This is a genomic window from Streptomyces sp. NPDC048211 (assembly GCF_043202315.1).
GTDB lineage: Bacteria > Actinomycetota > Actinomycetes > Streptomycetales > Streptomycetaceae > Streptomyces.
Genome location: NZ_JBIDAD010000012.1, coordinates 247,279 through 266,927 on the forward strand (window position 1 = coordinate 247,279; position 19,649 = coordinate 266,927).

Sequence of the window (19,649 nt, forward strand, 5' to 3'; positions counted from 1 at the left end):
CCCGTACGGCCGCAGCGCGGCTCCGTCCCGCGGGAGCGGCCTCGGCCGTCCGTCAGTACGGCCAGATCGGCGGGTTGGTGCAGAAGTGCCCGCCGAGGTGGGCGTGGTCCGGGTTGTCCGGGTCGAGCTCGCCCTGTTCGGCGATGAGCTTTGCCGCGTACTCCTCCGAGTCGTCCTTCGGCTCGTAACCGAGCGAACGGGCCGACGCCAGGTCCCACCACAGCCGGGTGTTGTCCGAGGAGCCGTGGATGACGGTGTGACCCACGTTCTCGGCGGTGAGCGCGGCATCGAACAGCCGGGCGCCGTCGGCCGGGCTCATCCACACGGACAGCATCCGCACCGACGTCGGCTCGGGGAAGCAGGAACCGATGCGCACCGAGACGGTCTCCAGGCCGTGGCGGTCCCAGTAGAGCTGGGCGAGGTCCTCGCCGAACGACTTGGAGAGGCCGTAGAAGGTGTCCGGGCGACGCGGGGTGTCGATGGGGATCAGCGGGTCGCCGGGCAGCGGCCGGGGGGTGAAGCCGACGGCGTGGTTCGACGACGCGAAGACGATCCGGCGTACGCCCTCCGCGAGGGCGGCCTCGTAAAGGTTGTACGTGCCCTCGATGTTCGCCTTGAGGATCTTGTCGAACGAGGCTTCCAAGGAGATGCCCGCAAGGTGGATGATCGCGTCGACACCTCGCACGGCTTCGCGCAACGCCTCCTTGTCACCGAGGTCGGCGGTGATCGCGTCCGGCTCGCCCTCGATGGGGAACATGTCGAACAGGCGGAGCTCGTAGCCGTGGGCGGGCAGCAGTCCGCGCATCAGGGTGCCGAGACCGCCGGCTGCGCCGGTGAGCAGGACGGTGCGGGGAGCGGGCATACGCGTATCTCCTCGGTAGGTCGGCGAGCGCGCTCGCCCAATGCGTGGACGGCATTCACATGCGTGGACAAGTTACGGAGCGTGTGCGTGTGCGTCAAGGGGGGTTTGGTGCCTCAGTCGCCGGCGGGCTTCTGTGCGGGGGCCCCTTTCGGGGCCGGGTCCTGTGTCTTGGCCGGTCCTCCGGCGGGGGGTTCCGTCCTCAATCGCCGGACGGGCTTGAGAGGTGCGGGTCCCCGCGGTGCGGGGTGCTTGTCCGGAGGGTGGGGGCCCGTGCCCTTGCCCTTGCCTCGGGCTGGGGGTTCCGTCCTCAATCGCCGGACGGGCTTGAGAGGTGCGGGTCCCCGCGGTGCGGGGTGCTTGTCCGGAGGGCGGGGGCCCGTGCCCTTGCCCTTGCCTCGGGCTGGGGGTTCCGTCCTCAATCGCCGGACGGGCTTGAGAGGTGCGGGTCGCTCCGCGGGGTGCGGCCCGCCACCGCCGGGTGGGTGGGGGTGGGGGCCCTCCGGGGCGTCTCCTCAGAAATGGCGTGTTCACCCGGGACCGTGAGGGACCCGGGTCGTACGCCATTTCCTGCGGGGACTCCCCTGCACGCCCCCACCCGGCATCGCCTGCGTCTGCACACCGGCCCGGCGACTGCCGCAGACGCAGGACGGCCGGGGCCGGGGCCGTGCAGGGGAGTCCCCGCAGGACGACGAACATCGACCCGGGTCGGCTGCGTACCGGCGGAACGTTCGTCGTTTGAGGAGACGCCCCGGAGGGGCCCCGGCCCCCACCCACCGGGGAACGGCGCACCGCACCACCGCGGAGCACCCGCACCCCACGGGGCACCCGCGCCAACCAAGCCCGTCCGGCGATTGAGGACGGAACCCTCCGCCCGGGGACGGGCAAGACAAGACACGGGACCCGGCCCCGCAGGGGCCCCCGTGGTACGGACCCGGGTGGTCCGCCTTGACCCGCGCCGAGCCGCTGCCTTAGCGTAAGACCGTTCATGAATATGGACGTCAATCAGAATTGTGCACGCCTGAACTCGCTCAGGGAGCGCCCGTGACCTCAGCCCCACTTGCCGCCCGACTCACCGCTGTCGCCGGGCCGCTCTTCTTCCCCGTCACCGCCTACGGACCGGACGGCTCCGTCGACCTCGACGTCTTCCGCGCGCACGTGCGCAAGGGCATCGACGCCGGTGCGGCGGCGGTCTTCGCCTGCTGCGGCACGGGTGAGTTCCACGCCCTGACGCCCGAGGAGTTCCGCCTCGTCGTCGCCGCGGCCGTCGAGGAGACGGCCGGTGAGGTGCCCGTCGTTGCGGGCGCCGGATACGGCACCGCCCTGGCGGTCCAGTTCGCGAAGCTCGCCGAGGAGGCCGGCGCGGACGGCCTGCTCGCCATGCCGCCGTACCTGGTCTTCGCCGACCAGGAAGGGCTGCTGGCCCACTACACGGCGCTGGCCGCCGCCACCGGTCTGGAGACGATCGTCTACCAGCGCGACAACGCGGTCTTCACCCCCGAGACCGTGGTCGCGCTGGCGCGGACGCCGGGCATCATCGGCCTCAAGGACGGTTACGGCGACCTCGACCTGATGCAGCGCATCGTCAGCGCCGTCCGGACCGGACTGCCCGGCCAGGACTTCCTCTACTTCAACGGACTGCCCACCGCCGAGCTCACCGGCCTCGCCTACCGGGGCATCGGCGTCACGCTCTACTCCTCCGCCGTGTTCGCCTTCGCGCCCGATATCGCGCTGGCCTTCTACCGTGCTCTGGAGTCCGGCGACGACGACCTCGTCAACGCGCTGCTCGACACCTTCTACCGCCCGCTCGTCGAACTGCGCTCCAAGGGGCGCGGCTACGCCGTCTCGCTGGTCAAGGCGGCCGTCCGCCTCCAGGGCCTGGACGTCGGCGAGGTGCGCAGCCCGCTCACGGAGCCGCCGGCCGCGCACGTCAAGGAGCTGACGGAGATCATCGGAGCCGGCCGTGCGCTGCTGGAGCGCGGCGCGGGGGAGCGCGGGTGAAGACCTCCGCCTTCCTCTACCCCTGGGACGTCGTCGGGGATCCGGACGCGGCCGCCCGCGTCGCGGATCTCGGCGTCCAGCAGGTGACGCTCGCCGCCGCCTATCACTCCACGCGGGCGCTGACCCCGCGCCATCCCGCCCGCCGCATCGTCACGGCCGAGCACGCCGCGGTGCTCTACCCGCCGGACGCCGGGCGGTGGGCGGGGCGCGAGCTGCGCCCGTACGCGCAGGCGTGGGTGGATTCGGACGACGCCTACGCGGAGGCGGCCGAGGCGCTGGCCGGTGCCGGGCTCGACGTGCACAGCTGGGTCGTGCTCGCGCACAACTCCCGGCTGGGCGCCGAGCATCCGGACACCTCCGTGGTCAACGCCTACGGGGACCGCTACCCCTGGGCCCCCTGCATCGCACAGCCCGCGGTCCGCGCGTATCTGGTGGACCTGGCCGCGGAGGCGGCGGTACGGGGCGGGGCGGCAGGTACCGAACTGGAGTCGTGCGGCTGGTACGGCTTCGCCCACCTGCACGCCCACGACAAGATCGCGGGTGTCGGCCTCGGTGACGCGGCGCAGTACCTGATGTCGCTGTGCTTCTGCCCCGACTGCCGCGCCGGTTACGGCAGTCAGGGCGTGGACGCCGGGGAGCTGGCCCAGGCCGTGCGCCGGGCGCTGGAGCCGGTGTGGTCGGGCCCCGGCGCCCCGGAGGCGGGCTGGGACGGCGTCGAGAAGCTGCTCGGCGCGGATCTCGCCGCCGCCACCCTCGGGTGGCGCACCCAGGTGGCCCGAGGTCTCCAGGAGTCGGTGGTCGCCGCGGTGCGGGCGGCGGCCCCGTCCGGTTTCCAGGTGCTGCTGCACGCCGATCCCGCGCCGTACCGCTCCGGGGCCAACGTGGGCGTCGACCCGGAGCATGTCCTGTCCGTGGCGGACGGCGTGGTGCTGCCCTGCAGCGGCGGTGACGGGGCGCGCGAGACCGTGCTCGGCCCGTTCGCCGGCCGCGGGGGCGTCATCGCGGCCAACCTCACCGTGGTGCGGGGGATGGGCGGCAGCCCCGGCACGCTGGAGCGCGACGCCGCCCACGCGGCCTCGCTCGGCGCGAACCAACTGCGCCTGTACCACGCGGGGCTGGCCTCGGGGCCGGACCTCGAAGCCGTCGCGGAGGCGCTCTCACGCCTCGGCCGCTGACGCGCACGGGCCGGTGGGCGCCACGTCCCGCCGGCCCGTGACCAGCCATGCCGCGGTCAGCAGCCCCACCGCTCCCACGAGCGGCAGCAGCACCCGCACGTCCACCAGCGCGACCAGTCCCGCGCCGAGCGCCAGTGCCACCGCGTTGGGCGCCATCATCAGCGTGCCCGCGGTCGCGGCCGTCCGGCCCAGGACCGCTTCCGGGGTCTCCCGCTGCACCGCTGTCATCGCGGCGATCAGCACACACGGCAGGCCCAGGCCGATCAGCCCGCACGCCGCCGGCGCCACCACGTCGTACGGCAGCGCCCGCGCGCCGACGGCGAGCGCGAACACCGCGATGCCCGCCGCCGTGAACACCCGCTCCGGCATCCGTCGCAGCAGGGGGCCGGCCAGCAGCCCGATCGTGACGGACCCGATGCCCTGCGCCACGGCGAGCACCCCCGCGTACGCCGGGGGACGGCCGAGGACCTCGTCCACGACGGCGTACAGCGTCGCCCCGTTGAGCCCGGCGCACAGCATCGTCACCGATCCCGCGAGCACCAGCGGCCGCAGCACCGGGGACCCCCACACCTGCCGCAGTCCGGCGGACCGTCCGCCTTCGTGGCCGCCGGCTGCCGGCCGGTCCGCCTTCCCTGCCCGCAGCAGTGCGTAGAGGGCGGCCGCCAGCGCGAAGGAGGCCGCGTCCAGCAGGGCCACCGCGCCGCCCCCGAAGCGGGTGTAGAGCGCCGCGCCGGTGAGCGGGGCGACCAGCTTCATGCCCTCGTTCGCCATCATCCTCAAGCCGTTGAAGTCGCCCAGCAGGCGTGGGTCCACGGCCGGGGCGACCAAGGCCGACTCGGCGGCGTCCGTCAGGACGGAGCCGGTCCCGTACACCAGGAGCACCGCGAACAGGATCCAGATCCGTCCCGCCGAATCCACCGCGGTCAGTGTGGTCAGCAGCAGGGCCAGGACCACGTTCGACCAGACCAGCAGCGGCTTCCCGGGCAGCCGGTCGGCCACCGCTCCGAGCGGCGGACCGAAGAGCACCGGAAGCCAGAGGGCGAAGAGGGCGAGCGCCGCCAGACTGTCCGAGCCCGTCAGCGACTTGACCCAGATGCCGGCGGTCAGAGACATCGCTGAGCTGCCGAAACCGGACACCACGACCGCCGCGAGGAACAGCCCGGCCGTCCGGTCCCGCAGTACCCGCCCGGTCGCCGACCCTGTCAATGCCCCCACCGAACCTCCCTGACCTGCACCTTCGTTGGGTGATCAGGCTGTCCGGTAAGGCGGTAGCGGGACATCGGGCGGATGCCGTAGGCCCGTCGGGCCGGGCGGCCCGCCGCCTGGATCGGTGTAGGACACACGTCGTAGTCCGCCGAAGTTCTTCTGTCAGAAGCGTTGACGAAACATTCACGGCGCCTCTAGCTTCATCGCGTCGTACTTCGTACGTCATATATGAGACGCGATACGCGAGATGCGAGAGCCCTTCACTCATGACCTTTGCGCCCACCCCGATTCCGTCCCGCACCCAGTACGTGCTGGAGGCGATCAAGCACGCGATCCTCACGGCGCAGCTGAGACCAGGGCAGGCGCTCGTCGAGACCGAACTCGCCGCACAGTTCGGGGTGTCCAAGACCCCCGTCCGTGAGGCGCTCAAGACGCTCGCCGGTACCGGCCTGGTCGTCATGAGCCAGTACAAGGGCGCCATCGTGCGGCTGGTCGACGCGTCCATGGCCCGCGAGGTCTACGACGTGCGGCTGCTGCTCGAACCCGAGGCGCTGCGTCGCTCCATCACCCGCAAGGCTTCGCTCGACGAGGCCCAGGAGGCCCTGGAGCGGGCCGACTCGGCGGGTGACAAGGCCGACAGGTCGCTCGCCAACCGGGATTTCCACCGGGCGCTCTACCTCCCCTGCGGCAACCCGCTGCTGGCGCGGATGCTCGACGAGGTCCGCGACCAGGCCGCGCTCGTGTCGACGGTCGCGTGGTCGACGATCCCGTCGTGGGAGCGGGAGGCCGCCGAGCACCGGGAGATCCTGCGGCTCGCGCTCGCCGACGACGCCGAGGCGGCGGCCGGGGCCCTGCACGACCACATCGCGTCGTTCGTGCGCCGCGCGTTCCCCGACGACGAAGACGGGGGCGGGGCGGCGTGAACCAGCAGCACACCGACGAAAGGCCTGTCCGCATGGACCTCACACCGCTGAAGGCGGCCCTCGCAGATGTCGTGGCGATCCCGGTCACCCCGTTCGCCGAGGACGGGACCATCGACACGGCGGCGCACCGCGCCCTGCTGCGCAGGCTGCTCGACGGCGGCGTACGCATCCTCACCCCGAACGGCAACACCGGGGAGTTCTACGCGCTCACTCCCGAGGAGCGGCGGACCGTCACCGAGCTGACCATCGACGAGGCCGGCGGCCGCGCCACGATCCTGGTCGGTGTCGGGCACGACGTGCCGACCGCCGTCGCCGCCGCCGAGCACGCCCGCGACGCCGGCGCCGAGATGGTGATGGTGCACCAGCCCGTCCACCCCTACGTCTCGCAGGACGGCTGGATCGACTACCACCGGGCCATCGCCGAAGCCGTACCCCAACTGGGTGTCGTCCCCTACATCCGCAACCCGCACCTCGACGGGGAGTGCCTGGCGGTCCTCGCCGACAGCTGCCCCAACGTCATCGGCGTCAAGTACGCCGTCCCGGACGCCGCACGCTTCGCCGCGTTCGCCCGGGACGCGGGCCTGGACCGCTTCGTCTGGGTCGCCGGCCTCGCCGAGCTGTACGCCCCCGCCTACTTCTCCGCGGGCGCCACCGGGTTCACCTCCGGCCTCGTCAACGTCGCCCCCGGTGTCTCGATCGCCATGCTGGAGGCGCTGCGGGCCGGCGACCATCCGGCCGCCATGAAGGTCTGGGAGCAGATCCGCCGCTTCGAGGAACTGCGCGCCGACCGGCAGTCCGCCAACAACGTGACCGTCGTCAAGGAGGCCCTCGCCTCGCTCGGCCTGTGCGGCCGGGATGTGCGCCCGCCCAGCCGGGTGCTGCCCGAGTCGCAGCGCGCCGAGGTCGCCGACCAGGTCGCGGGGTGGTCGATATGACCGGCCGCATCACCCCCGAGGAACTGCGCAGCCACCAGTGGTACGGCACCGACGGGCTGCGCTCCTTCAGCCACCGTGCCCGCACCCGCCAGCTGGGCTACCTCCCCGATGAGCACCTCGGCAAGCCGGTCGTCGCGATCCTCAACACCTGGTCCGACATCAACCCGTGCCACGTCCATCTGCGCGACCGCGCCCAGGCGGTCAAGCGCGGGGTCTGGCAGGCCGGCGGCTTCCCGCTCGAATTCCCGGTCTCCACCCTCTCGGAGACGTTCCAGAAGCCGACCCCGATGCTCTACCGCAACATGCTGGCGATGGAGACGGAGGAGCTGCTGCGCTCCTACCCCGTCGACGGTGCGGTGCTGCTGGGCGGCTGCGACAAGTCGACGCCGGCGCTGCTGATGGGCGCGGCCTCCGTCGACCTGCCGGCCGTCTTCGTGCCGGCCGGGCCGATGCTGCCGGGGCACTGGCGCAACGAGGTCCTCGGCTCCGGCACCGACATGTGGAAGTACTGGGACGACAAGCGGGCCGGACTCATCGGCGACTGCGAGATGGGCGAGCTGGAGAACGGGCTCGCCCGCTCACCCGGCCACTGCATGACGATGGGTACCGCCTCGACCCTCACCGCCGCCGCCGAGGCGCTCGGCGTCACCGTCCCCGGCGCCTCCTCCATCCCGGCCGTCGACTCCGGCCACGACCGGATGGCCGCACAGTCGGGCCTCCGGATCGTCGAACTGGTGTGGCAGCAGCGGAAGCTGTCGTCGATCCTCACCGCCGAGGCGTACGAGGACGCCGTCGCCACCGTCCTCGCGCTCGGCGGCTCCACCAACGCCGTCATCCACCTGATCGCCATGGCGGGCCGCTCCGGAATCAAGCTCACCCTCGACGACTTCGACCGCATCGCCCGCACCGTGCCCGTGCTGGCCAACCTGCGGCCCGGCGGGAAGTACCTCATGGAGGACTTCCACTTCGCGGGCGGACTGCCTGGGTTCCTTGCCCGGCTGACCGACGTCCTGCATCTGGACCGGCCCACGGTCGCGCACGACACCCTGCGCGAACAGCTCGACGGCGCACTCGTGCACAACAGCGACGTCATCCGGGAACGTGACAACCCGCTGGCCGAGGAGGGCGGCGTGGCGGTGCTGCGCGGCAACCTCTGCCCGGACGGGGCGGTCATCAAGCACATCGCCGCCGAGCCCCACCTGCTGCGCCACACCGGTCCCGCGGTCGTCTTCGACGACTACAAGGAGATGCAGCGCACCATCAACGACCCGGCGCTGGCCCTCACCGCGGATCATGTGCTGGTGCTCCGCAACGCCGGGCCCAAGGGCGGTCCCGGGATGCCCGAGTACGGCATGCTGCCGATCCCCGACTACCTGCTGAAGCAGGGTGTACGGGACATGGTGCGGATCTCCGACGCCCGGATGAGCGGCACCAGTTACGGAGCCTGCGTGCTGCACATCGCCCCCGAGTCGTACGTGGGCGGGCCCCTCGCGCTCGTACGGACGGGTGACCCGGTCACCCTGGACGTCGAGGCGCGTCTGCTCCATCTCGGCGTGACGGAAGAGGAGCTGGAGCGGCGCAGGGCCGAATGGACGCCGCCCGCCACCCGGTACGAGCGCGGCTACGGGGCGCTGTACCACGACCAGATCACCCAGGCCGACACCGGCTGCGACTTCACCTTCCTGGCCCGGCAGGGAGAAGTCCCCGACCCGTACGCCGGCTGAACGGCCCACCGGAATTCCGGCGCCCCGCCTCGTTCGGCATACCGAACGCCATGCGGCAAGCGCTTGCGCACTACACGCATCACCACGCACCGCACCCTCAGCACCACCTCGCACCCTCGTACCTGAGAGAGAACGGAGACGTGTCATGGCCCAAGCCGCCGCTGTGGCCACACCGCCCAAGGTGCCCAGGCGCCGCTCCGCGAGCCCCCGCCGACTGCCGTATCTGCTGATCGCCCCCGCGGGGCTGCTGATGCTGGGCTTCATCGCCTACCCGGTGGTCAGCGTCTTCTACTACAGCCTGCAGAACTACAACGTCACCAAGCCGTGGCGGAACGGCTTCGCGGGCTTCGACAACTTCACCCGGATCTTCACCGACGACGACCAGTTCTGGACGACGCTGGGCTTCAGCGCCCAGTGGGTGGTCGTCCAGGTCGCGCTCCAGCTCACCCTCGGGCTCGCCCTCGCCCTGATCGTCAACCAGAGCTTCATCGGCCGCGGCATCTCCCGCGCCATGGTCTTCTCGCCGTGGGCCGTCTCCGGTGTGCTGACCAGCACCATCTGGATCCTGCTCTACAACTCCTCGACCGGATTCAGCCGCTACCTCGCGGACGCCGGCATCGGCGAGTACGGGACCTCGGTGCTCTCCGACACCGGAACCGTCTTCTGGGCCGCGACCGTCGCCGAACTCTGGCGAGGGGTCCCCTTCTTCGCCATCCTCATCCTCGCCGACCTGCAGTCCGTCTCCAAGGAGCTGTACGAGGCGGCGTCCGTCGACGGCGCCGGGCGGCTGCGCCAGTTCTTCCACATCACCCTGCCCCACCTGCGGGACGCGATCATCCTGTCCACGCTGCTGCGCGGCGTCTGGGAGTTCAACAACGTCGACCTGCTCTACACCCTCACCGGCGGCGGACCGGCCGGCGAGACCACCACCCTGCCGCTCTACGTCGCCAACACCGGCATCGAGGGCCACGACTTCGGGTACGCCTCCGCGCTCACCACCGTCGCCTTCGTGATCCTCCTCTTCTGCTCGATCGTCTATCTGCGCCTGAGCAAGTTCGGAGGCGAACACAAGTGACCGCCGCACTGGCCGAGAAGAACGGCACCGACTCCGCGCGACTGCCCGAACGGAGCACGCGCCCGCCCACCGCCCACCGGCGCGGCAAGCCCGGCCGCGAACGCGCCTTCGACGAGGTGCCGCGCTGGCAGATCTACGTCCCGCTCGGCATCTACCTCGTCTTCACCCTCATCCCGTTCTACTGGATGTTCCTGTTCGCCGTGCGCCCCGCGGGCTCCACCTCGCTGGTGCCCTGGCCGATGACCGGGGAGCACTTCTCCAAGGTCTGGAACGAGCGCAGCTTCGCCGTCTTCTTCCAGAACAGCATGATCGTCGGCGTCTGCACCCTGGTCTGCACGACACTCGTCGCGCTGGCCGGCGGCTACGCACTCGCCCGCTTCAACTTCAAGATCAAGAACGGCTTCATGCTGGCGCTGCTCTGCTCGCAGTTCATCCCGGGCGCGCTGATGCTCGTGCCGCTCTTCGAGATCTTCAAGAACCTCCGGATGATCAACTCCCTGGGGAGCGTGGTCATCGCCGAGACGGTCTTCCAGCTGCCGCTCTCCATCATCCTGATCAGCGGGTTCATCAAGAACGTGCCCGTCACGCTGGAGGAGGCCGCCTGGGTGGACGGCTGCTCGCGCTTCCGGGCCTTCTGCGCGGTGGTACTGCCGCTCCTGCGGCCGGGACTCATCGCGGTCGGCTCCTTCGCCTTCGTGCACAGCTGGAACCACTTCCTGTTCGCCCTGATGTTCCTCAGCGAGCAGGACAAGCAGACGATCCCGGTCGGCCTGAACACCCTCATCGGCGCGGACAGCGTCGACCTGGGCGCGCTCGCCGCGGGCGGTGTGATCGCCGCGGTTCCCGTGGTGATCGTCTTCGCCTTCATCCAGAAGTGGCTGATCACCGGCTTCAGCGCCGGCGCCGTGAAGGGCTGAGGCACATGCCGTCGATTCCCGCCACCACACCCGTCCCCCTCGTCCTCGCGGGCGCCCGCGGCCACGGACGCTGGCATCTCGCCAACATCCGCCGCCTCCAGCACCAGGGCCTCGTCAAGCTCGCCGGAATCTGTGAGCCGAAGCCGCTCGACGAGGGCGAACTCGATGCCTTCGCCGGTGAACTCCCGCAACAGTCGGCCGACTTCGGTGCTCTCCTCGACTCCACCGGGGCCCGCGCCGCCATCATCTGCACCCCGATCCAGACCCACACCGAACTGGCGCTCACCGCCGCCGGCCGCGGCGTCCACCTCCTGCTGGAGAAACCGCCCGCCGCGACCCGCGCCGACTTCGAACGGATCCTGGCCGGGGTGCGGCGGTCCGGCATCGCCTGCCAGGTGGGCTTCCAGTCCTTCGGCTCGCACGCCGTGCCCGCCATCCGCGAGCTCGTGCGCAGCGGCGCCATCGGCACCGTCCGGGGCTACGGGGCCGCGGGCGCCTGGGTCAGGGACGAGGCCTACTACCGTCGGGCGCCCTGGGCCGGGCGGCGCCGGATCGGTGACACCGACGTCGTCGACGGGGTCCTGACCAACCCGCTCGCCCACGCCGTCGCCACCGCCCTCGAACTCGCCGGCAGCGGCACGGCCCAGGACGTCGCCGGAGTCGAGACCGAACTGTTCCGCGCCCATGACATCGAGGCCGACGACACCTCCTGCGTACGCATCACCACCACGGCCGGGATCCCGGTCACCGCCGCCGTCACCCTCTGCGCCGAACAGCCCGGGGAGCCCTATGTGATCGTCCACGGCGACCGCGGCCGGATCACCTTCTGGTACAAGCAGGACCGGGTCCTCGTCCAGCGCGCCGGGCACGGCCCCGAGGAGGCGGTGCACGGAAGGACCGACCTCCTGGAGAACCTCGTCGACCACCTGGTGCGGGACGCCGCCCTGCTCGTACCGCCGCACCGCACCGGCGCGTTCATGGAGGTCGTCGAGGCCGTACGGACCGCCCCCGAACCGCTCGCGCTGCCGGCCGAGGCCTGGTACACCCCACCCGCGAGCGCATCCGCCGCTCCCCGCCGCGTCGTGCGCGGGATCGACGGACTGGTCGCGACGGGCGCCGACACCCTCGCGCTCTTCTCCGAACTCGGCGTCCCCTGGGCGCTCAGGTCCGGTGCCGAGTCCCCCTGCGGCGTCGCCGCGTCCGGCCCCTCTCCCGCGCCGGAAGTCCGGACAGGACCCCACACCGAGGTGAGTTCATCGTGACGACCACCGCACTGCTGAGCTGCGCCGGCCGCCCGGTCGGCCGCTACACCTACCTCCCCGCCGCCGACGGCCGCCCCTACCTCCATCCGGTCACCACTCTCGCCGGCACCCCCGTCACCGAGGAGCGCCCGGCCGACCACCTCCACCACCTGGGCACCTCCGTCGCCGTTCCGGACGTCGCCGGGCACAACTTCTGGGGCGGCCGCACCTTCGTCCGCGACCAGGGCCCCACCGCACTCGACAACCACGGGGTCCAGCGCCACCTGGGCTGGAAGCTCCGCGATCCGGACGGGTTCGTCGAGGAGCTCAGCTGGGAGGCGGACGACACCGAGCTGCTGCGGGAGCACCGCACCGTCGCCACCGCCGAACTCTCCGGGAGCGCCTGGGCGCTGGACTTCTCCTTCTCGCTCACCAACCGGGGCGGCACGGACCTGTCGATCGGCAGCCCCGCCACCAACGGCCGGCCGGGCGCCGGATACGGCGGCTTCTTCTGGCGCGCGCCCAAAGAGGCCTCGGCGCCCGTCGTGTTCAGCGGGTCGGCGGAGGGCGAGGAGGCGGTGCACGGGCGGGCCGCCGACTGGGTGGCGATGAGCGGCGACGGCTGGACCCTGGTCTTCGCCGGGGCGACCGAGGAGACCCGCCGGGATCCGTGGTTCGTGCGGACCACCGAATACCCGGGCGTCGGCTCCTCCCTCGCCGCGGACCGCCGGCTCCCCGTCCCCGCGGGCGCGACGATCGTGCGCCGGGTCGTCACCGTCATCGCGGACGGCCGGCTCGACCGGGCCGCAGCCGCCGCCTACGTCCGCCGGGCGGTGACCGCGTGAGCGCCGCCGGGGAGCGCCCCTGGACCGCCGACCTGGGCGACGGCACCTACCGCAACCCGGTGCTGAACGCCGACTGGTCCGACCCCGACGTGGTGCGGGCCGGTGACGACTTCTACCTCACCGCCTCCAGCTTCGGGCGGGTCCCCGGACTGCCGCTGCTGCACTCGCGCGACCTCGTCAACTGGACCCTCATCGGCCATGCCCTGGACCGGCTGGAGCCGGCCGCGGACTTCGCCGTGCCCCGGCACGACGGCGGCGTGTGGGCGCCGTCGCTGCGGCACCACGCCGGACGGTTCTGGATCTTCTGGGGAGACCCCGACCACGGCATCCAGCAGATCAACGCCGAGGACATCCGCGGCCCGTGGAGCGCGCCCCATCTGGTCAAGGCGGGCAAGGGGCTGATCGACGCCTGCCCGCTGTGGGACGAGGAGACCGGCGAGGCCTATCTGGTGCACGCCTGGGCCAAGTCACGCTCCGGGATCAAGAACCGGCTCACCGGCCACCGGATGAGCCCCGACGGACGGGAGCTGCTCGACGAGGGCAAGACCCTGATCGACGCCGACACGATCCCCGGCTGGTTCACCCTGGAGGGCCCCAAGCTCTACCGGCGGGACGGCGAGTTCTGGATCCTCGCCCCGGCCGGCGGCGTCACGACCGGCTGGCAGGGCGCCTTCCGCTCCCGGGAGTTCTTCGGGCCGTACGAGGAACGCGTCGTCCTCTCCCAGGGCCGCACCGAGACCAACGGGCCGCACCAGGGCGGCTGGGTCACGACCGCGGCCGGCGAGGACTGGTTCCTGCACTTCCAGGAGCGCGGGGCGTACGGGCGGGTGGTCCACCTCCAGCCCGTGCGCTGGGACGACGACGGCTGGCCGGTCATCGGCGACGGGGGAGAGCCCGTCGCCGTGCACACCAAACCGGCCGCGCCCGAGCAGTCCGCCGCGGCCCCGGCCGGCGGCGACAGTTTCCCGGGCGGCCGCTACGGCAGGCAGTGGCAGTGGACCGCCAACCCCCGCCCCGGCTGGACCGTCGAGCACGGCGGGGACGGGCTGCGGCTCAGCTGCGTACGGACCGCGTACGCGCACGACCTGCGGGCCCTGCCCAACGTGCTGGTCCAGCGGCTGCCCGCCGAGACGTTCACCGTCGAGGCCGAGCTCACCCTCGGCAGCGAGGTGGCGGGGGCCAAGGCCGGTCTCGCGGTGCTCGGGGACGCGTTCAGCTGGATCGGCCTGGAGCGGACGGCGGACGGTGCGGGCGGGATACGGCTCGTGCACCGGTACGCCGAGACGGTCGCCGAGCACGAGCGCGACGCCGAGCACAGCAGGCCGGCGCCCGGGGGCCGGGCGCGGCTGCGCATCGAGGTCACCCCCGGTGCCCGCTGCCGTTTCCACGCCGACACCGGGGACGGGACCGGACTGCGGCCCTCGGGCCAGGTCTTCGCCGCGACGCCGTGGCGCTGGGTCGGCGCCCTGCTCGGACTGTTCGCCACCGCACCGCCCGGCACGGGGCCGGCCGGGACGGCCTGCTTCACCGGGTTCCGCACCACCCCCTGACCCGTACCGGCCGGGCCGTCGAAGGACGGCCGCCGGCCGGCACCGGACCACCGAACCCCCCACTCACGCGCACGGACCGAGAGAACCGAGAGAGAAGAGCCGATCATGAACATCTCGAAGACGCAGCGGGGGCGCGCCACGGCCGCCGTCTCCCTTGCCGCGGTGCTCGCACTGACCGCGACCGCCTGCGGTGACGACGGCAGCGACACGGGCACCGAGGGCAGCGGCAAGGGCGAGATCACCTTCTGGGACAACAACGGTGGTCCCCGCACCGCCATCTGGACCGAGATCATCAAGGACTTCGAGAAGAAGTACCCGGACATCAAGGTCAAGTACGTCCCGATCCCGATCGCCGACGTGCAGTCCAAGTACGACACGGCCATCGCGGGCGGCGGACTGCCGGACGTCGGTGGCGTCGGCACCGCCTACCTCGCCAACATGGTCTCGCAGGAGGCCCTGGAGCCGCTGAACAGCCGCCTCAAGGACTCCGCGCTCAACGGCAAGCTCGTCGAGGGCATGGTCGCGAGCGTCAAGGACGCGGGCGGCCGGGGCGACGACATGTACTCCGTGCCGACCTCCGCCAACAACGGCGCACTCTGGTACCGCACCGACCTGTTCAAGGCCGCGAACCTCGAAGCGCCCACCACCTGGGCCAACTTCTACGCGGCGGCCGAGAAGCTCACCGACTCCAAGGACAACAAGTTCGGCTACACCATCCGCGGTGGCGCCGGCTCCATCGCCCAGGCGATCGACGCGTCGTACGGCCAGTCCGGCATCACGGAGTTCTGGAGCGGCGACAAGACGACGCTCAACGACCCGAAGAACGTCGCCGCGCTGGAGAAGTACGTGGCGCTGTACAAGAAGACGACGCCCGCCGCCGACGTCAACAACGACTTCACCAAGATGGTCGCCCAGTTCGACACCGGCACCATCGGCATGCTGAGCCACAACCTCGGCTCCTACCAGGACCACCTGAAGGCGCTGGGCAAGGAGAAGTTCGCCGGCATACCGAACCCGATCGGTGACGGCGGCACCCGGGTCCAGGTCTCCAACCCGGTCGACGGGCTGGGCCTGTTCCGGTCGAGCAAGAACAAGACGGCCGCCTGGAAGTTCATCGAGTTCGCCGCCTCGCACGAGTCGAACAGCAAGTGGAACGAGTCCGCGGGCGCCATTCCGGCCAACACCGAGGCCGCCAAGGACCCGTGGATCAGCGCCACCGAGCCGACCGAGCTCGCCGCGAAGGCCCTCACCGACGGCTCCACCAAGATCGTGCAGCTGCCGTACTACCTGCCGGACTGGAACAACATCAGCAAGGCGGACAACGAGCCGGAGTTCCAGAAGCTGCTGCTCGGCAAGGTCACGGCCAAGGCCTTCCTGGACAAGATCGCGGACGAGCTGAACAAGGCCCAGAAGGAGTGGAAGGAGATCGGCAACGGCTGATCCGGTCCCTGGCCGGGCCGACACCCCGGTGACCGGGGACCGGTGGCGGTTCGGGTCGCGTCCCGCCGCCGGCCCCCTCTCTCCTGCACTTCTCCTCCTGCACTCCGTACCGCCGTGCGTACGTCCTCGTACGCACCGCTACGCATCCATGAGAGAGGCAGTCCCACCGTGTCACTCACCCGCAGGCAGACCGCGGCCGCCATCGCCGCGCTGCCCCTGGTGCTCGCCACCGGAACGGCGGCGGCGGCGCACGGCCCGGGCGGGCGTCCCCGCCCCCGCACCGTGCACATCGCCGGCGATTCGACGGCCGCGCAGAAGTACGCCGACGCGGCGCCCGAGACCGGCTGGGGCATGGCCCTGCCGTTCTTCCTGGGTCACACCCTGACGGTCGCCAATTACGCGATGAACGGCCGCAGTTCGAAGAGCTTCATCGACGAGGGCCGGCTCGCCGCCCTGCTGGAGGAGGTACGCGAGGGCGACCTCCTGCTCATCCAGTTCGGGCACAACGACGAGAAGACCGAGGACCCGGCCCGCGGTACCGATCCGTACACCACCTACCAGGACTGCCTGCGCCAGTACGTGCGGGGCGCGCGGTCCCGCCGTGCGCGGCCGGTCCTGCTGACCCCGGTCGAGCGCCGCCGCTTCGCCGCCGACGGTACGGCGAAGCCCAGCCACGGCGAGTACCCGGCCGCGATGCGCGCGCTGGCCGCCGAGGAGCGCGTCCCCCTGCTCGACCTCCAGGCGCTCACGCTCGCGCGCTGGCAGGAACTCGGCCCCGACGGCACGAGGGCGTACTTCAACTGGCTGGAGCCGGGCCAGTCGCCCAACTACCCCGACGGGCAGCAGGACAACACACACTTCCAGCCCCGCGGTGCCGTCGAGGCCGCGCGGCTCGTCGCCCGGGCCCTGGTGGCCGGGAAGGTACTCGCCCCGCGCGACGTACGGCGCACCGATTCCGCGATCCCGCTCGAATGGATCACCTGGCCGCAGGTCTGACCCCGGCCGCCACCCCGTTCCCCCTCAGCACTTCTCACCTCACCACCGAAGGATCCGCCATGCCCGCACGCATCTGTCATGCTCGCGCCATTGCCTTGGTGATGGGCTGCGCCTCCCTGGCGCTCGCCGTGTCCGTCCCCGCCCAGGCCACCGGACACCCGGGCGGCCCCGGCCACCTCAAGGGCATCGACCGCGCCGTCCTCGCCGAGAACGACGGCTGGGCCGCCGCCGAGGGCTCCACCACCGGCGGCTCCGCCGCCACCCCCGACCACGTCTACACCGTGAGCAACCGGGCCGAACTCATCGCGGCCTTCGAGGACGCGGGCGACGCCCCGAAGATCATCAAGATCGACGGCACCGTCCACGGGAACTCCGACGCCGCCGGCACGCCGATCGACTGCGAGGCGTACCAGACCGACGGCTACACCCTGGACAAGTACCTCGCCGCCTACGACCCGGCGACCTGGGGCCGCACCGAGGTTCCCTCGGGCCCCCTGGAGGACGCCCGGCTCGCCTCGGCCAAGCTGCAGAAGGCAGCCGTCAACGTCTACGTCCCGTCCAACACCACACTCGTCGGCGTCGGCAAGGACGCGACGGTCATCGGTGCCAGCGTCCAGATCCAGAACGTCTCGAACGTCATCGTCCGCAACATCAGCTTCGAGGACACCTACGACTGCTTCCCCCAGTGGGACCCCACCGACGGTGAGACCGGGCACTGGAACTCCGAGTACGACAACCTCGTCGTCTACGGCTCCGACCACGTCTGGGTCGACCACAACACCTTCAGCGACGGCGACCGCCCCGACGCCGGCCAGCCGCTCTACTTCAACGAGCGGTACCAGCAGCACGACGGGCTCTTCGACATCGTCAAGGGCGCCGACCTCGTCACCGCCTCGTACAACGTCCTCAAGGACCACGACAAGACGATGCTCATCGGCAACAGCGACGGTGCCGGCGCCACCGACAGCGGCAAGCTGCGGGTCACCCTGCACCACAACCTCTTCAAGGACGTGAACGAGCGCGCGCCCCGCGTCCGCTTCGGACAGGTCGACTCGTACAACAACCACTTCGTCGCCACCAAGGGCAGCGTCTACGGCTACACGTACGGCATCGGCTCGAAGTCCCAGCTCGTCGCCGAACACAACGCGTTCAGCCTGAGCGGTGAGTTCGACCAGGCGAAGATCCTCAAGAAGTGGTCCGAGTCCTCCCTCACCGCCGCGGACAACTACGTCAACGGCCGCCGGACGGACCTCATCGCCGTCCACAACGCGGGCGTTCCCGCGGAGCAGCTCACCGCGGGCGCCGGCTGGACACCGACCCTGCGCACCAGGGTCGACCACCCGTTGCTCGTGCCCGTGATCGTCGGCCTCACGGCGGGCGCCGGCCGGATTCCCGGCGCCTGACCACCGATGTCCCGTGTCCGGCCGGTCTCCCCGACGTGCCCTCCCGGCACCGGCGGGGGACCGGTCCGGCCCCGTCGCGCACCCGCGTGAGGAAGTAAGGAAGTACCGTCCATGCCCAGCAGACGCAGTGCCCTGACCCTGCTCGCGGGCGGCAGCGCCGCCCTCGTCCTCGGCGCCGCCCCCGCCGCGCACGCCCACGGCCGGCCCGGCGCACACCGCCCCTTCGGACGCTACGGTTCACCGTCCCGCCGCCTCGACGCCGCGACGCTGTACGTCGACGCCCGCGGCAGGGGCGACCACACCACCGTCCAGGCCGCCGTGGACGCCGCGGCCGGCACCGGACGCACCCTGGTGATCGCCCCGGGCACCTACCGCGAGACGGTCGACATCCCGGCCGACCGGACCGGCCTCACCCTCATCGGCGCGAGCGGTGACCCGCACGACACCGTCATCGTGTACGCCAACGCCAACGGCACCCCCCGGCCCGACGGTTCGGGGACGTACGGCACCAGCGGCTCCGCCACCGTCACCGCCCGGCCCGCCGGCCTCACCGCCCACGGCCTGACCTTCGCCAACGACTGGCTGCGCGCCGACCACCCCGAATACACCGGGACCCAGGCCGTCGCCATCAAGGTGCAGGGCGACCGCTCGGCGTTCTACGGCTGCCGCTTCCTGGGGCACCAGGACACCCTGTACGCCGACTCTCCCGCCCTCACCGAATTCGCCCGCCAGTACTACCGCGACTGCTATGTCGAAGGTGACGTCGACTTCGTCTTCGGCCGCGCCACCGCAGTCCTGGACCGCTGTCACTTCCGCACCCTGACCCGAACCGACCTGGCGGCCGCGCCCTACGGCTTCGTCTTCGCACCCAGTACCGCCGGAGCCAACCCGCACGGCTACCTGGTACTGCGCTCCCGCGTCACCAGCACCGCGCCGGACGGGTACTTCAAGCTGGCCCGTCCCTGGGTGCCCTCGTCCGACCTCACCGCACACCCGATGCTGACCGTGCGCGACAGCCGCCTCGACGCGGGGACCGACACGGACGAGCCCTACGGGACCATGTCCGCGGGCTTCCCCTGGCAGGAGCAGCGGTTCGCCGAGTACCGCAACACGGGTCCCGGCGCCCGCGTCACCGTACCCGCCAACCGCCCCCTGCTGACCGCGTCCGAGGCACGCCTGCACACCCCGGCCGCCTGGTTCGGGGACTGGCGTCCGTACGGCTGAGCCGAGGCCACCACGCGAGGGGCGCCCCGCCCGGGCCGGCCCGGGGGGGGGCCCCCCCAGCCCCGCCCCGGCGGCGCAGTAGGGTTTGTACCGGCGGGGGGACTTGCACGAAAGGGCGGGGGGGGCCCGGGCCCG

16 protein-coding genes are annotated in these 19,649 nt (G+C 71.7%); 14 read left to right on the forward strand and 2 right to left on the reverse strand.

The features are described from left to right. Positions 1 to 52 precede the first annotated feature (52 nt). Positions 53 to 862 carry an NAD-dependent epimerase/dehydratase family protein gene (locus ACGFZA_RS34640; RefSeq protein WP_385285945.1) on the reverse strand — a complete coding sequence of 270 codons (810 nt, stop codon included), beginning with the start codon at positions 860 to 862 and terminating at the stop codon, positions 53 to 55. 1,041 nt (positions 863 to 1,903) lie between these two features. Between ACGFZA_RS34640 and ACGFZA_RS34645 the strand changes: the two genes are divergently transcribed. Together ACGFZA_RS34645 and ACGFZA_RS34650 are read left to right on the forward strand one after the other, a co-directional pair. Further along, positions 1,904 to 2,860 carry a 5-dehydro-4-deoxyglucarate dehydratase gene (locus ACGFZA_RS34645; RefSeq protein WP_393684385.1) on the forward strand — a complete coding sequence of 319 codons (957 nt, stop codon included), beginning with the start codon at positions 1,904 to 1,906 and terminating at the stop codon, positions 2,858 to 2,860. Continuing rightward, on the forward strand, positions 2,857 to 4,035 hold the full coding sequence (locus ACGFZA_RS34650) for a hypothetical protein (RefSeq protein WP_393684387.1): 1,179 nt from the start codon (positions 2,857 to 2,859) through the stop codon (positions 4,033 to 4,035). Before ACGFZA_RS34645 ends, ACGFZA_RS34650 begins: the two co-directional genes overlap by 4 nt. Here ACGFZA_RS34650 and ACGFZA_RS34655 read toward each other — a convergent pair. Beyond that, complete coding sequence (locus ACGFZA_RS34655; protein ID WP_385280939.1) at positions 4,018 to 5,241, reverse strand: MFS transporter; 1,224 nt, start codon at positions 5,239 to 5,241, stop codon at positions 4,018 to 4,020. The two genes, ACGFZA_RS34650 and ACGFZA_RS34655, sit on opposite strands and share 18 nt — an antisense overlap. Before the next feature lie 266 nt (positions 5,242 to 5,507). Between ACGFZA_RS34655 and ACGFZA_RS34660 the strand changes: the two genes are divergently transcribed. The 12 genes from ACGFZA_RS34660 (at position 5,508) to ACGFZA_RS34715 (ending at position 19,514) form a co-directional block, all read left to right on the forward strand. Beyond that, complete coding sequence (locus tag ACGFZA_RS34660) at positions 5,508 to 6,164, forward strand: GntR family transcriptional regulator (RefSeq protein WP_385280914.1); 657 nt, start codon at positions 5,508 to 5,510, stop codon at positions 6,162 to 6,164. Positions 6,165 to 6,196: 32 nt separating this feature from the next. Next, positions 6,197 to 7,099 carry a dihydrodipicolinate synthase family protein gene (locus tag ACGFZA_RS34665; protein ID WP_385280911.1) on the forward strand — a complete coding sequence of 301 codons (903 nt, stop codon included), beginning with the start codon at positions 6,197 to 6,199 and terminating at the stop codon, positions 7,097 to 7,099. Then, positions 7,096 to 8,823, forward strand: a complete 1,728-nt coding sequence (araD, locus tag ACGFZA_RS34670; RefSeq protein ID WP_393684389.1) for an L-arabinonate dehydratase — start codon at positions 7,096 to 7,098, stop codon at positions 8,821 to 8,823. The genes ACGFZA_RS34665 and araD overlap by 4 nt, the downstream gene beginning before the upstream one ends. 145 nt (positions 8,824 to 8,968) lie before the next feature. Then, positions 8,969 to 9,898, forward strand: coding sequence for a carbohydrate ABC transporter permease (locus ACGFZA_RS34675; protein WP_385280906.1), 930 nt, complete (start codon positions 8,969 to 8,971; stop codon positions 9,896 to 9,898). Next, a complete protein-coding gene (locus ACGFZA_RS34680; protein WP_385280903.1) occupies positions 9,895 to 10,815 on the forward strand; it encodes a carbohydrate ABC transporter permease in 921 nt (306 codons plus the stop codon). Before ACGFZA_RS34675 ends, ACGFZA_RS34680 begins: the two co-directional genes overlap by 4 nt. Positions 10,816 to 10,820: 5 nt before the next feature. Next, on the forward strand, positions 10,821 to 12,077 hold the full coding sequence (locus tag ACGFZA_RS34685) for a Gfo/Idh/MocA family protein (RefSeq protein WP_393684392.1): 1,257 nt from the start codon (positions 10,821 to 10,823) through the stop codon (positions 12,075 to 12,077). Then, positions 12,074 to 12,901 carry a PmoA family protein gene (locus ACGFZA_RS34690; protein WP_385280897.1) on the forward strand — a complete coding sequence of 276 codons (828 nt, stop codon included), beginning with the start codon at positions 12,074 to 12,076 and terminating at the stop codon, positions 12,899 to 12,901. The genes ACGFZA_RS34685 and ACGFZA_RS34690 overlap by 4 nt, the downstream gene beginning before the upstream one ends. After that, positions 12,898 to 14,451, forward strand: a complete 1,554-nt coding sequence (locus ACGFZA_RS34695; RefSeq protein ID WP_393684394.1) for a glycoside hydrolase 43 family protein — start codon at positions 12,898 to 12,900, stop codon at positions 14,449 to 14,451. Before ACGFZA_RS34690 ends, ACGFZA_RS34695 begins: the two co-directional genes overlap by 4 nt. Before the next feature lie 105 nt (positions 14,452 to 14,556). Then, positions 14,557 to 15,891, forward strand: a complete 1,335-nt coding sequence (locus ACGFZA_RS34700) for an ABC transporter substrate-binding protein (protein ID WP_385280891.1) — start codon at positions 14,557 to 14,559, stop codon at positions 15,889 to 15,891. Between the two features lie 168 nt (positions 15,892 to 16,059). Continuing rightward, the gene (locus tag ACGFZA_RS34705; RefSeq protein ID WP_385280888.1) at positions 16,060 to 16,887 is read left to right on the forward strand and encodes a rhamnogalacturonan acetylesterase; all 828 of its coding nucleotides are present in this window, start codon (positions 16,060 to 16,062) and stop codon (positions 16,885 to 16,887) included. Positions 16,888 to 16,946: 59 nt separating this feature from the next. Continuing rightward, entirely contained in the window at positions 16,947 to 18,290 is a 1,344-nt protein-coding gene (locus ACGFZA_RS34710; protein WP_393684397.1) for a polysaccharide lyase family 1 protein, read from the forward strand. A 111-nt stretch (positions 18,291 to 18,401) separates the two neighbouring features. Beyond that, entirely contained in the window at positions 18,402 to 19,514 is a 1,113-nt protein-coding gene (locus ACGFZA_RS34715) for a pectinesterase family protein (protein WP_393684399.1), read from the forward strand. The last annotated feature ends 135 nt before the right edge of the window (positions 19,515 to 19,649 follow it).

Excerpts from the sequence above, each read along its gene's own strand:
- ACGFZA_RS34640 (WP_385285945.1), bottom strand. The coding sequence starts at position 862 with ATGCCCGCTCCCCGCACCGTCCTGCTCACCGGCGCAGCCGGCGGTCTC.
- ACGFZA_RS34660 (WP_385280914.1), top strand. The coding sequence starts at position 5,508 with ATGACCTTTGCGCCCACCCCGATTCCGTCCCGCACCCAGTACGTGCTG.
- ACGFZA_RS34665 (WP_385280911.1), top strand. The coding sequence starts at position 6,197 with ATGGACCTCACACCGCTGAAGGCGGCCCTCGCAGATGTCGTGGCGATC.
- araD (WP_393684389.1), top strand. The coding sequence starts at position 7,096 with ATGACCGGCCGCATCACCCCCGAGGAACTGCGCAGCCACCAGTGGTAC.
- ACGFZA_RS34675 (WP_385280906.1), top strand. The coding sequence starts at position 8,969 with ATGGCCCAAGCCGCCGCTGTGGCCACACCGCCCAAGGTGCCCAGGCGC.
- ACGFZA_RS34685 (WP_393684392.1), top strand. The coding sequence starts at position 10,821 with ATGCCGTCGATTCCCGCCACCACACCCGTCCCCCTCGTCCTCGCGGGC.
- ACGFZA_RS34700 (WP_385280891.1), top strand. The coding sequence starts at position 14,557 with ATGAACATCTCGAAGACGCAGCGGGGGCGCGCCACGGCCGCCGTCTCC.
- ACGFZA_RS34710 (WP_393684397.1), top strand. The coding sequence starts at position 16,947 with ATGCCCGCACGCATCTGTCATGCTCGCGCCATTGCCTTGGTGATGGGC.
- ACGFZA_RS34715 (WP_393684399.1), top strand. The coding sequence starts at position 18,402 with ATGCCCAGCAGACGCAGTGCCCTGACCCTGCTCGCGGGCGGCAGCGCC.